General features: G+C 62.9%; 11 protein-coding genes (1 of these 11 cut by a window edge). 7 read left to right on the forward strand and 4 right to left on the reverse strand.

Annotated elements, in window-relative coordinates:
• The 7 genes from ACNAOH_RS09755 to ACNAOH_RS09785 all read left to right on the forward strand — a co-directional run.
• Window positions 1-15: the 3' end of a DUF4198 domain-containing protein gene (locus ACNAOH_RS09755; RefSeq protein WP_443969991.1), read on the forward strand. It extends 882 nt beyond the left edge of the window; the window shows 15 of its 897 coding nt (coding positions 883-897); its start codon lies beyond the left edge, outside the window; the stop codon is at window positions 13-15.
• Between the two features lie 8 nt (window positions 16-23).
• Entirely contained in the window at window positions 24-1,013 is a 990-nt protein-coding gene (locus ACNAOH_RS09760; RefSeq protein ID WP_443969992.1) for an FAD:protein FMN transferase, read from the forward strand.
• 108 nt (window positions 1,014-1,121) lie between these two features.
• Window positions 1,122-2,264 (forward strand): glycoside hydrolase family 43 protein, encoded by a 1,143-nt coding sequence (locus ACNAOH_RS09765; protein WP_443969993.1) that lies wholly within the window; start codon window positions 1,122-1,124, stop codon window positions 2,262-2,264.
• Window positions 2,265-2,270: 6 nt separating this feature from the next.
• Window positions 2,271-3,719 carry a xylulokinase gene (gene xylB / locus ACNAOH_RS09770; RefSeq protein WP_443969994.1) on the forward strand — a complete coding sequence of 483 codons (1,449 nt, stop codon included), beginning with the start codon at window positions 2,271-2,273 and terminating at the stop codon, window positions 3,717-3,719.
• 3 nt (window positions 3,720-3,722) lie between these two features.
• On the forward strand, window positions 3,723-5,033 hold the full coding sequence (xylA, locus tag ACNAOH_RS09775; RefSeq protein WP_443969995.1) for a xylose isomerase: 1,311 nt from the start codon (window positions 3,723-3,725) through the stop codon (window positions 5,031-5,033).
• A 351-nt stretch (window positions 5,034-5,384) separates the two neighbouring features.
• Window positions 5,385-6,965 (forward strand): aldehyde dehydrogenase (NADP(+)), encoded by a 1,581-nt coding sequence (locus ACNAOH_RS09780; protein WP_443969996.1) that lies wholly within the window; start codon window positions 5,385-5,387, stop codon window positions 6,963-6,965.
• Between the two features lie 63 nt (window positions 6,966-7,028).
• Window positions 7,029-7,739 (forward strand): FadR/GntR family transcriptional regulator, encoded by a 711-nt coding sequence (locus ACNAOH_RS09785; RefSeq protein ID WP_443969997.1) that lies wholly within the window; start codon window positions 7,029-7,031, stop codon window positions 7,737-7,739.
• An 11-nt stretch (window positions 7,740-7,750) separates the two neighbouring features.
• Here the strand turns inward: ACNAOH_RS09785 and ACNAOH_RS09790 are convergent, their stop codons facing one another.
• Genes ACNAOH_RS09790 through ACNAOH_RS09805 form a run of 4 tightly spaced genes read right to left on the reverse strand, consistent with a single transcriptional unit; the run spans window position 7,751 to window position 13,135 of the window.
• Complete coding sequence (locus tag ACNAOH_RS09790; RefSeq protein ID WP_443969998.1) at window positions 7,751-8,962, reverse strand: SGNH/GDSL hydrolase family protein; 1,212 nt, start codon at window positions 8,960-8,962, stop codon at window positions 7,751-7,753.
• Window positions 8,963-9,009: 47 nt separating this feature from the next.
• Entirely contained in the window at window positions 9,010-10,449 is a 1,440-nt protein-coding gene (locus ACNAOH_RS09795; RefSeq protein WP_443969999.1) for a mannitol dehydrogenase family protein, read from the reverse strand.
• A complete protein-coding gene (gene uxaC, locus ACNAOH_RS09800; protein WP_443970000.1) occupies window positions 10,446-11,858 on the reverse strand; it encodes a glucuronate isomerase in 1,413 nt (470 codons plus the stop codon). The genes ACNAOH_RS09795 and uxaC overlap by 4 nt, the downstream gene beginning before the upstream one ends.
• Window positions 11,855-13,135 (reverse strand): MFS transporter, encoded by a 1,281-nt coding sequence (locus ACNAOH_RS09805; protein WP_443970001.1) that lies wholly within the window; start codon window positions 13,133-13,135, stop codon window positions 11,855-11,857. The genes uxaC and ACNAOH_RS09805 overlap by 4 nt, the downstream gene beginning before the upstream one ends.
• Window positions 13,136-13,156: the final 21 nt, after the last annotated feature.

The following is a 13,156-nucleotide window of genomic DNA, read 5'->3' on the forward strand; positions in this document are numbered from 1 at the left end:
GTGATGACGCCCTGACACCAGACTTGCCGATCCGGGTTGCCATACCGGCGAGCATAAAGCCGGATGCGCTTGCCGGGCATGGTCCTTGGGCGCCCCTTGTCGCGCTTGAGGGCGAGACGATGGGGACAAGCTGGTCCGCGCAGTTCGCTGCGCCTCCGGCCATCGATGTGCCCACTGTCCAGGCCGCGGTCGTCGCTCGACTCGACGATCTCGTTAGGCAGATGAGCCATTGGTCCGCCGACTCAGTTCTTTGCGGCTTCAACCGCGCGGAGCCCGGCACATGGATCGTGCTGCCACCCGACTTTGCACAGGTGATGGCGCGAAGCCTCGCGATCGCGGAAGCAAGCGACGGTGCCTTTGACCCGACCATCGGTCGCCTGGTTGATCTGTGGGGCTTTGGGCCACCCGGTCCGAAGCCGGCCCCCCGTGCTGACGATCTAGCGCGTCCGCGCGCCCAATCCGGCTGGAGCCGCCTCGCTTTCGATACGGACGCGAAGAGGCTCCGGCAGCCCGGCGGTCTGGCGCTGGATCTTTCCGGCATCGCCAAAGGCTATGCCGTTGACGCCCTGTCCGCCTTGCTCACCCGCATCGGGGCACGTCATCATCTTATCGAGATTGGCGGCGAACTGGCCGGCGCGGGACTGCGGCCCGATGGCGATCCCTGGTGGGTCGATCTCGAATGTCCACCCGCCGCACAGGGGCAGGTCGCGCCACTGCGGATCGCTCTGCACGGTCTCGCTGTCGCGACCTCGGGATCTTATGTGCGGGGCGACCACACGCTGGACCCTCGCACCGGGCAGCCGGTGGACAATGGCTGCATCTCAGTTAGCGTGGTTGCGAAAAATGCCATGTCCGCCGATGGCTGGGCCAGCGCTTTAACAGTGTTGGGACATGATATTGGCATAGCGCTGGCGGACCGGATCGGCCTCGCCGCACGCATCATTCATGTCGATAGTCATGGTCATGTGAGCGAGGCTCTGTCCAAGCCGATGAAGGCCATGCTAGAGGGGTGAGGATTTGGAAGGTGGGCGACAACGCGATTGATCTTCCGCCATGGTAGCGCTACCTCACGGCGCTCCATGCGGACTCAGCCACCGCCGTCAAGGAGAGGATAGACCGGTATGAGGAAAGCGACGAAGACGGCCACGCTGGCCCTAGCTGCGACAGTGTCCCTGATGGCTCTTTCGGCCTGTGGTGGCGACGGTGCGGGCACAGCGAACGAGTCGGCAGCCGCGACCAATGAGGCTCGCGCACCTGACGGTCGCAAATATCTCTCGCAACCCCTGGTCACTGAGATTTTCACCGCCGATCCCTCCGCGCATGTGTGGGGAGACGGCAAGATTTACGTCTATCCCAGCCATGACATCGAAGCGAACATCACCAACGATGATCTGGGCAATCAATATGCCATGCGTGATTACCGCGTGCTGCGGATGGACCGCATCGGCGGCCCGGTCACGATCGGTCCGGTCGCGCTGGATGTGAAGGATGTGCCCTGGGCGTCTCAGCAGATGTGGGCGCCTGACGCGGCCTATAAGGACGGCACATATTATCTCTATTTCCCGGCTCGCGACAAAACCAAGGACAAGAACGGCCTTGGCAAGTTCATGGTCGGCGTTGCGACATCTAAGGACCCGATGGGCCCGTTCAAGGCGGAGCCCAAGCCAATCGAGGGTGCCTTCTCGATGGACCCGGCAGTGTTCACTGACGCGGACGGCAAGAGCTACATGTATTTCGGCGGCATCTGGGGCGGCCAGCTCCAGCGCTGGAAGGACGGGAAGTTTGATCCCAACGGCAGCGATACCGATCTGATGCAGGACGACAAGCCGGCGCTGTCCGGCAAGGTGGCGCTGCTCAATCCGGACATGAAGTCCCTGGCGGAAAAGCCGCGCGACGCGGTAATTCTCGACGAGAAGGGCAAGCCCGTACTTGGCGGGGACCATGATCGCCGCTTCTTCGAGGCGAGCTGGGTCTTCAAGAAGGACGGCAAATATTACTACACCTACTCGACCGGCGACACGCACTTCCTGAACTACGCGATCGGTGACAATCCCTACGGTCCCTTCACCTTCAAGGGGCATATCATGAAGCCGGTGCAGGGCTGGACCACGCATCACTCGATCGTCGAGCATGGCGGCAAATGGTGGCTCTTCTATGCCGACACCCAACTCTCGAATAAAAATCACCTGCGCAGCGTCAAGGTGACGGAGCTCAAGTTCAATCCCGACGGGACGATCCCGACCATCGATCCGTTCGTGGACTGAGCGCGCATGTTTCTTGGCATTGATATTGGCACTTCGGGCGTAAAAGCGGTCGTGCTCGACGAGCACGGCGCGCTGGTTACACAAGGCACGGCGGCGCTGACCGTTCAGCGTCCGCAGCCGCTCTGGTCGGAGCAGGATCCCGAAGCATGGTGGCAGGCAACGGTGGCGGCGGTCCTTTCGATCGACCCCGCCGTCCGTCGCGCTGTGCGGGGCATTGGCCTCGCCGGCCAGATGCATGGGGCGACGCTGCTCGGAAGCGACGATAAGCCGCTCCGGCCGGCGATCCTCTGGAATGACGGCCGTTCCGCCGCCGAATGTGCCGCGCTTGAAGCGGAAACGAGCGCTTTCCGCGACGTGGGCGGCAATATCGTCATGCCGGGCTTCACTGCGCCCAAGCTTGCCTGGGTGCGCGGCCATGAGCCGCAGCTCTTCCAGGCGGTTCGCACGGTTCTGCTGCCCAAGGATTATGTTCGCCTGCGCCTGACCGGTGAGAAGGCCAGCGACATGTCCGACGCGGCGGGAACTCTGTGGCTGGACGTTGCCAAGCGTGACTGGAGCGACGCGCTGCTTGCCGCGACCGGGCTATCGCGTGAGCACATGCCGCGTCTCGTCGAAGGCACGGATGTTACCGGCACGCTGCTGCCGGATGTCGCTTCGCTTTTCGGCATGGGTGAAGTGCCTGTGGCCGGCGGCGCCAGCGACAATGCAGGCGGCGCGGCGGGCGTGGGCGTGGTGAAGGACGGGCAGGGGCTGCTCTCGCTCGGAACGTCGGGCGTTATTTTCGTCGCGACGCAGGACTTCCGGCCTAATCCGGCCCGTGCGGTTCACGCTTTCTGTCACTGCCTTCCTAATCTGTGGCACCAGATGTCCGTGCATCTTTCGGCTGCATCCTGCATCGACTGGGTGGCACGGCTTACTGGCGCGGCCGGGGCGGCAGATCTCTTCGCACGGGCAGAAGCGGCAGGGCCGGCAAGTGGGCCAGAGCTGTTCCTTCCTTATCTCTCCGGCGAGCGCACGCCACATAATGATGCGGAAGTGCGCGGCGCCTTCCTCCGCCTCGACAATGATACGACGCCGCAGCGTCTTGCCCAAGCCGTGCTGGAAGGAGTCGCGTTCGCGCTCGCTGACGGCTTGGATGCGCTGCGCGACGCAGGAACCTCGCTCGATCATCTTGCGGTGATCGGCGGCGGCGCGCGGTCGCGCTATTGGGGCGAGACGATCGCTGCCGCGCTCGATGTGAACCTCGTCTATCTCAAGGGCGGCGAAGTCGGCCCAGCGCTGGGCGCCGCGCGGCTCGCGCAGCTGGCCGTCGATGGCGGCGTTGCGTCAGACATCTGCGCCGCACCACCGGTTTCACACACAGTTGAGCCGGACCGCGATCTGGTCGATCGCCTTGCGCCGAAACTCGCGGCTTTCCGTGACACCTATCCTCGCATCACTCCAAGGAACCATTGAATCATGGCTACCGATTTCTTCGCTGATATTCCGCAGATCCGTTATGAAGGCCCGGACAGCACGAACGAGCTTGCCTATCGTTTTTACGACAAGGACAAGGTGGTTCTGGGCAAGCGGATGGAAGATCATCTCCGCTTCGCGATCTGCTTCTGGCACACCTTCTGCTGGCCAGGCAGCGACGTGTTCGGTGGGGGCACCTTCGGCCGTCCGTGGCATGCCGGTGCGAATGACAGCGCGGCCGCTCGCCAGAAGCGCGAAGTCGCGTTCGATTTCTTCACGAAGATGGATGTGCCCTACTACTGCTTCCACGATGTGGACGTGATGGCGGACGCGCACAATGTCGCCGAGCATCGCAACTATCTCGCCGAGGCGGTCGACCATCTCGAGGCGCTGCAGGCCTCTTCGGGCCGCAAGCTGCTCTGGGGCACGGCCAATCTGTTCAGTCACCCCCGCTTCGCCGCGGGCGGCGCGACCAACCCCGACCCGGAGGTTTACGCCTTCGCTGCGCTTCAGGTGCGTGATGCGCTGGAAGCAACGCTGCGTCTGGGCGGCGAGAACTATGTGCTCTGGGGCGGCCGCGAGGGCTACGAGACGCTCCTCAACACCGACCTCAAGCGCGAGCTGGACAATTTCGGCCGGTTCCTGAGCCTGGTTGTGGAGCACAAGCATAAGATCGGCTTCAAAGGCACGATCCTCATCGAGCCCAAGCCGCACGAGCCCACCAAGCATCAGTACGACTTCGACACTGCGACGGTTTATGGCTTCCTCAAGCGCTACGGCCTTGAGAATGAAGTGTGCGTCAACATCGAGGCGAACCACGCGACGCTCGCGGGCCATACCTTCGAGCATGAACTTGCGACAGCCAACGCGCTCGGCATCTTCGGCTCGATCGACGCCAATCGCGGCGACCACCAGAATGGCTGGGATACCGACCAGTTCCCCAACAGCGTGGAAGAGCTGACGCTTGCCATGATTGAGGTCATCCGTGCTGGTGGCTTCACCACGGGCGGGTTCAACTTCGATTCCAAGGTTCGCCGTCAGTCGAACGATGCCGTGGATCTGTTCTACGGCCATATTGGCGGTATCGACACCGTGGCGAAGGGTCTTCTAAACGCGGCAGCGATCATCGAGGATGGCCGTGTCGATGCGATCAAGGCCGAGCGTTATGCCGGCTGGGACGGCGCGTTCGGCAAGCAGGTGCAGGGCCTCGATCTGGCCGGCATCGCCGATCTCGCGGTTGAGAAGGCCGTCGATCCCAAGCACAAGTCCGGTCGGCAGGAGCGGATCGAGAACCTCATCAATCGCTTCATTTAAACGCGTGCTGCCGGCTGCGGCAGCTTAGCAGACGGGGCGGCGCGGGATGAAAGACATCTCCGTCGCCCTGTTTGTCTTTCGGGTCGGTCGGCTCTTCGCGATCTGGCTGCGCTGCTTGCGGAAAAGTCTGACACTGACATCATTATGTCGTGTGTTCCGCTCAAAGAACCAGTGAGAATCTGTGGCTATCGACAAGCGATCTTGCCGGGTCGCGGATTTGTGCAATTGCATGGTTTGCGCCATGAGCTTTATCGTGCTGTGTGAGACAGAAAAATCTTCGATAATCCGAGCGACTTGAAGATTTTCATCTTGCGTCCCATTTTGTCTGAGTTAAAAAGAAGAGGTTAGATTATGATCGATGGTGCAATGCTGATCGGCGCTCAAGCGCGCCAGGCTCCCGAGCGTTTCACTTCGGTCGATCCGTCTTCCGGCAATGGGTTGTCTCCCGACTTCTCATCGGCCGGTCCCGCGGCGGTCGGCGCAGCCTGCACACTCGCCGCCGCCGCGGCTCCTGTTTATGCCGCGACGGACCCTGAGACACGAGCCGCCTTTCTCGAAGGTATTGCTCAGGCGATCCTGGATATCGGTGACGACCTCATCGCACGTGCAATGACCGAGACCGGTTTGCCGCGCGCGCGTCTGGAAGGCGAGCGTGGCCGTACCGTGGGTCAGCTTCGCCTCTTCGCAAGCGTTGTGCGTCAGGGTGACTGGCTGGATGCCACGATCGATCCCGCACTTCCGGATCGTCAGCCTCTTCCCCGTCCGGACCTCCGCCGCATCAATCTGCCCGTCGGCCCTGTCGCAGTGTTCGGCGCCTCCAACTTTCCGCTCGCCTTCTCTGTCGCTGGTGGCGACACAGCCTCGGCGCTGGCAGCCGGCTGCCCGGTCGTTGTGAAGGGTCATCCCGCTCATCCAGGTACGGGCGAACTCGTCGCGCGCGCAATCGTCAAGGCTGTCGCTGAAGCGGGCTTGCCCGAGGGCGTGTTTTCCTATCTTCCCGGCGCGACCAATGCGCTGGGCGAGGCTCTGGTCGCCGATCCGCACATCAAGGCCGTGGGCTTTACCGGTTCGCGCGGGGGCGGCATTGCTCTTTCCCGTATCGCGGCGTCGCGTCCGGAACCCATTCCGGTCTACGCGGAGATGTCGAGCATCAATCCGGTGATCCTCATGCCTGCAGCCCTGGCGGCACGGGGCAAGGATATTGCCGTAGCCTATGTGCAGTCTCTAACCATGGGTGCGGGCCAGTTCTGCACCAATCCCGGCCTTGTTCTCGCGATCGATTCGCCCGAACTCGACGCTTTCGTGGCGGCTGCTGGCGAGGCGCTGACAGGTTCCCCTGCGCTGACCATGCTGACTCCCGGCATCCATGCCAGCTTCGAGAAGGGCGTCGGTGCGCTGGCGGGCCATGCCGATGTGCGTACCGTCGCGCGCGGGCAGGATGCGAGCGCGGTCAATCAGGCCGTCGGAGCGATCTTCGAGACCACGGCAGAGCAGTTTCTTGCCGATCCGGCGCTGGGTCATGAGGTGTTCGGTTCCTCGTCCGTGGTTGTGCGCTGTCGCGATCTGGCCCAACTGACCCAGGTTATCGCAGGCATGGAAGGCCAACTCACGGCGACGCTTCAGCTTGATCCTGCCGACGAGGCGGATGCCAAGCCCCTGGTGGCGGCACTGGTTGATCGTGTCGGTCGCATTCTCGCCAATGGCTGGCCGACAGGCGTGGAAGTCTCTCCGGCCATGGTTCATGGCGGTCCGTTCCCGGCGACCAGCGATACGCGCACGACCTCTGTTGGCACGCTTGCGATCGCCCGCTTCCTGCGACCGGTCTGCTTCCAGAACTTGCCCGCCAGCTTGCTGCCGGATGCCGTCGCAGACTCCAATCCCTGGGGCATTGCGCGCCGTCTCGACGGCAAGCGTGAGGCATCGCCGAGATAGATTGCTTGCGCTCACCACCTTGAAGCTGGCACTAGTGCCGGCTTCAAGGGAGGGGAGAGAAATTTGGCCGAGCGAGTGGTGACGTCCCGACGAATTCACGGCACAGTTGCTCGTGCCCTAGGTATCGAGATTGTCAGCGGAATGCGCCAACCTGGCGATGTGCTGGGGGGCGAAATAGAAGCGAGCGATGCTCTTGGCATTTCTCGCACGGCCTATCGGGAAGCGATCCGCATATTAGCCGCCAAGGGCCTCGTCGAGAGCCGCCCCAAGGCCGGCACCCGCGTTATGCCACGGACCCGCTGGAACCTCCTGGATCCTGATGTGCTGGCCTGGGCATTCGATGGCGAGCCTCCTTTCAATTTCGTCCGAGATCTCTTCGAGCTCCGCAGTGTCATCGAGCCTGCGGCCTGCGCCTTCGCCGCGCTTCGGCGTGATGAGGCGGACTTGAACGAGATGCGTGAAGCGCTGCAATCGATGGGCAATCATGGCCTTGCGACGCCGGAAGGGCGAGCGGCGGATCAGCGCTTTCACCGCGCCATCTTGGCTGCGGCACGCAATGAGCCGCTTGGCGTTCTGGCAAGTTCCGTAGGAGCGGCCGTCAGTTGGACGACGGTTTTCAAGGAGCGTCGCTGGGCCTTGCCGCGCGATCCGTTGCCCGATCACATCGCAGTGTTCAAGGCGATCGAGGCGGGTGACGCCGACGCAGCTGGTCAGGCAATGCGCGAGCTTTTGCGTCTTGCGCTGGCGGACATGGATCTGCCCCGCAAGGGCTGAGGGCGCCGACCTCAGCGAAAACGTTCGAGCGGTATTGCCTTTGCCATGGCCTCGTACCCCAGTCTGCCGGGGTGAAGGCCGTCGCCACTGTCGAGCTCCGCTTTCATGACGTCCGGTCGAGCCGGGTCGCGCAGTGCCTTGTCAAAGTCGATGACGCTGTCGAAATGGCCCGGCGTCCTGATCCATGCGTTGATCGCCTGACGTGCGCGTTCGCTTTCGGCGGTCGGGTGATAATAGCTGTTGCTCATGAACGGCAGGATCGTACCGCCATGCACTTTCAGCCCCCTCGCATGGGCGCGGTCGATGATTTGACGGTAAGCACTGGTGATGTCGGTAACGAGCGCCGAAAATTGTTCAGTCGTCGCGGGCTTGTCGCGGCCAAGCACGCCCAGATCGTTGATGCCCTCAAGCAGGATCACATGGCGGACGCCGGACTGGGAGAGAACATCAGCGTCCAGCCGGGCGAGGGCGTTTGGACCCAAACCGTCCAGCAGCACGCGATTGCCCCCGATGCCCTGATTGATCACGGCGACCTTGCCGCCCAGCCTCCGGGCGAAAAAGTCCGTCCAGCGTGTGTTTTCGTTCGCCTTGACGCCGAACCCATCGGTGATGGAATCGCCTAGCGTCACGATGCCGCCCGGCTGCGCGCACCGCTGCACTTCCACAGCCGAAAGGAAGAACCAGTGGTCTGTTCGCTCCGCTCCGAACATGTCGGTGGCGGCGGGGTCTGCGTCCTTTAGCGTGTAGGATGTCGCGCGTGAGCCGGGGTGCGAGGTCTGCACCTGCGGAGCCTGTGCGATCCGCAGCGTGATCGCGAGATCGGCAAAGGGCGCCCCATCCAGACTCACGGGATCGCTCAACCATTCCGCGCCGGGAGGAATGGCGACGGCGGCTTTGCCGGAGAAATGCAGGGGTCGGAGTGAACCGGGCACAATTCGCGCCGTGGCATTATCGGCGGAGCGAGCAATTGTGGCATGGCTGATACGGAGCGGGGCCTGACCGAAACGGTTAGACAGGCGAACACGAAAACGGTTCCCACCGGTCGAGAGGCGAATGACCTGTCTCAGCGTTGCGTCGCTTAGGCTGGTCGCCGGCAGCGCGTTCTGCTGGTCCGGGATCATTTGCGAGGAACCCCAGCTCGCCTGAAAGGCACATTCCCGCGCACCGGCAGGTGCCCATGCCACAAGCCCAGTGATAACCACCAATTTCGTCAGCGCGCGCATATCTATCCCCTCGGATCGTGGTTTCTCTCAGTCTGACCGAGGTCCGATCATGCCAAGGTGCCGACCCGAAGAATCGCCGCTCTTGCACCCTCTTGTTCCAAAATCTCGAGATACTCGGCGATCTTTGCTTGCGCCTTCTCGTCAAGCTCCACGCCCAGCACCGAAAGCAACGCCGCCGGCCCGCCTTTGCTCGCCTCAGCCAGGCTGTCGGCGATCGGGTCATCGACGAGAAACGCCTGCCCTGCGTCCGTCTTTCCGGCTTGCCAGCGCATCCACGCCGCGACACCCAGAGCGAGGGCATCGACCTCTTCGCCCTTGGCCCTGCGATCCCGGACGGTCGCGAGAAGCCGTTGCGGCAGTTTCTGCGATCCATCCATCGCGATTTGTCTCGTCCGATGTTGAAGCGCCGGATTTGAAAAGCGGGCCATCAGTTTGGCGCGATAGGCGGGGATATCCAGCCCCGGCGGTGGGATGAGTGTGGTCTCCGCTTCGTCCCACAGCGCCTCGACGAAGCGTCTTCCCGTATCGCGCGCGACGAACTCATGAACGAACTGGTCGCCAGCAAGCCCGCCCAGATAAGCAATGGCGGAATGTGCTCCGTTCAGTAGCCTGAGCTTCGCCATCTCCCACGGCGCGATCTCGCTTGCGAGCTGCACGCCGAGCGCTTCAAAGTCGGGTCGCTCGCCGCTGAACCTGTCCTCGATCACCCATTGCAAAAAGGGTTCGGCTTTCACCATTGCCTGATCTTCCAGCCCCAGCCGGTCGACCAGCGCGCCGATATCCTCCGGCGTCGTCGCCGGCACGATGCGATCGATCATCGTTGCGGGGAAGGCGATGGTCTGGTCGATCCAGCTGGCCAGATCGGTATCATGGGCGCTCGCCATGGCGAGCACTGCTTCGCGCAGCAGATGGCCATTATCGGGAAGATTGTCGCACGAAACAACGGTAATCGGGGACAGCCCTTGCGCCCGCCGCTTCGCTAGGCCTGCAACGATAAAGCCCGCCGCAGTGCGGGGCGCGTCGAGCGAGGAGAGATCGTGAGCGACATCGGGATCGTCGCGCAACAGGCCGCCCGCTGTCCGGTCCAGCTTATATCCCTTTTCGGTAATGGTGAGCGTGACGAGGTGCGTGTCCGGCGCAGCGATTGCGGCAATCACTGCTTGCGGGTTCTCAGGGGCGACCAGCACGTCGCGCACTGCGCCGATGATCCGTGCGGTTTCGGCCGTCCCGTCTCGTACCACCACAGTATAGAGGCCGTCCTGCGGAACCAGCTGATCCCGGACTCCAGCGGAACGCAGCGAGACACCCGTGACGCCCCACCGCATATCGCCGCTTGTCAGAGCGTCGTCGAACACCACGGCCTGGTGCGCCCGGTGGAAGGCGCCGATACCAAGATGTACGACGCCTTGCCGCACCGCTGACCGATCATAGGACGGGCGAGCAACGTCTGGAGGCAATTGGTCCAGAGTGCGGGTGGAAAGTCTCATAGTTTATAGGCTTTCTTGACCAGGTCGTAAGCGAGGGCGTGCGCGACTTCATGGGCCTCGTCTTCAGGAAGGCGGTGCTCTGCAACCAGTTTCGCCAGCCATGCGCAGTCCATGCGGCGCGCGACATCATGCCGGGCGGGAATGGAGAGGAAAGCGCGTGTGTCGTCGTTGAAACCCACGGTGTTGTAGAAGCCTGCCGTTTCGGTCGCGCGCTCGCGGAACCGGCGCATGCCTTCCGGGCTGTCGTGGAACCACCAGGGTGGCCCCAGCCGCAGCACGGGATAGTGGCCGGCGAGCGGAGCAAGTTCGCGGCTGTAGGTGTCCTCGTCGAGCGTGAAGAGGATAAGGGTAAGGCGGCGGTCGTTGCCATAGCGATCGAGCAAGGGCTTGAGCGCATTCACGAACTCGCCCGAGGCCGGAATGTCGGCGCCCTTGTCCCGGCCGAAGCGACGGAGAACATCGGGATTGTGGCTGCGATGAACGGCGGGATGGAGCTGCATGACCAGCCCGTCCTCGATACTCATCCCCGCCATTTCCGTGAGGAGTTGCGCGCGGAAGAGCTCCGCATCGGCGGCGCTGGAATTGCCGGCCATGACCCGGCCGTAAAGCGCGGCGGCGTCGTCGGGAGAAAGGTCGGCCGTGCGCGCAGATGGATGGCCGTGGTCGGTTGAGGTGGCGCCGGCCTCTGCGAAGCGGGCGCGATGGAAGCGGTGAGCGGCGAGATAGCCGTCCCAGCTCCGCACATCCGTTCCGGCGCTCGCGCAAAACTCGCGCACATTGTCGACAAAGCGATCCGCTTCCGGATCGACGACAGGGTCCGGGCGGTAAGCTGTGACGACGCGTCCCCGCCAGCCGCTTTCGCGGATTGTCCCGTGGTGTTCGAGCGGATCGAGCGGGCTTTCGGTGGTTGCGATCACTTCGATATTGAACCGTTCGAACAGCGCGCGGGGCCGGAACGCATCCGTGCGGAGCGCGGCGTCGATGCTGTCATAATAAAGATCTGCGGTGTTGGCCTCCAGCAGCATCTCAAGGCCAAACACGTTGGAAAACACCCAGTCCAGCCACATGCGGGACGGCGTGCCGCGGAAGAGATGATAATTCTCCGCGAAGCGTCTCCAAATCGCGCGCGGATCGCTTTCCGTATCGCTGCCGTCACTGGTGGGGATGCCGAGCGCCTCAAGCGGAATCCCCTGGCTGTAGAGCATGCGGAAGACATAATGATCGGGCACGATCAGCAGGCTCGCGGGATCGCTGAACGGCGCATTGCTTGCGAACCATGCCGGATCGGTGTGACCGTGCGGGCTGACGATCGGCAGATCCTTCACTCCCACATATAGGCGGCGTGCGATGTCTCGCGTTCCCGGATCGGCGGGAAAGAGGCGATCGGGGTGCAGAACAAGCGGTTTCATATAGCCTCGGGAATGCGCGCCGCGTCATAACGCGGCACGATCAGATGAACGACGAGAAGCGCGACAAGATACGCGCAGGCCGCGACAATGAAGATCGGCTGGAAGCTCCCCACAGTCTCAAGGATCATGCCGGCATATTTGGCCATCAGCATGCCGCCGATCGCGCCGGAGAGTCCGCCCAGGCCAATGACCGACCCCGCCATCCAGCGGGGGAAAAGATCGCCCGGCAGGGCGTAGACATTGGCTGAAAATCCCTGATGACCTGCGCAGGCAAGGCCGATCAGTAGCACCGCAATCCACATGGAAGGCGCCTGGGCGGCAAATGCGATCGGTACGGCGCAGAGAGCCGCGCAGAACATCGCTGTCTTGCGCGCGCGATTGACGCTTTGCCCCTTACCAATGAGGCGGGAGGAGAGCCAGCCGCCACCGACCGATCCTACATCTGCCAGCAAATAGACGGCGATAAGCGGTGGCCCGAAGTCCAGCATCTTCACGCCATATTGCTTATTAAAGAAATCGGGCAGCCAGAAGAGGAAGGTCCACCACACCGGGTCGATGAGGAAACGCGCGGAGATATAGGCCCAAGTCTGGCGATAGCGGAACAGGGTCGCCCATTTGACGGGGCGTTGCGGCTCGGCCGGCTCCGCCTCGATCCAGGCGAGCTCCTCCGCGCTCAGGCTCTTCTTCTCCCGTGGGCGTCGATAGAAGCCGAGCCATGCCGCGAGCCAGAAAACGGTGAGCAGGCCTGTGAGAATGAACGCCCAGCGCCAACCCATTGTGACCGCAATGATCGGAACGATCAGCGGCGTCAGGATCGCGCCGACGTTCGATCCCGCGTTGAATATGCCGATAGCGAGCGCCCGCTCGCGCTTGGGGAACCACTCGTTGGTCGCGGCGATCGCGGCCGGGAACGTGCCAGCCTCGCCGATCGCCAGCGGGATGCGAGCGATCAGCATCCCCGCTGTCGACGTGAAGAAGACGTGGGACACATGTCCAATCGTCCAAATGCCAACCGCCAGCGCATAACCCGCCCGCGCACCGATGCGGTCAATTATTCTGCCGAAGATCACATAGGCGATGCCGTAGCCAGCCTGGAACCAGATCGCGAGATTTGCGTAACCGCTCTCCGTCCATCCGTAGCGAGCCTGGAGATCCGGCTTGAGCGTAGGCAGGACGAGCCGATCCACATAGCTCAGGACGACTGCCGCAAAGAGCAGTGCGCAGACGATCCAGCGCACTTTGCCTGACGGTTTGGGAACAAATGCCTCGCCAGTCATCCGCCTCTCCTCGTTATGACC

Origin of the sequence: Sphingobium sp. CR28 (assembly GCF_052327305.1) — a bacterium.
Classification (GTDB): domain Bacteria; phylum Pseudomonadota; class Alphaproteobacteria; order Sphingomonadales; family Sphingomonadaceae; genus Sphingobium.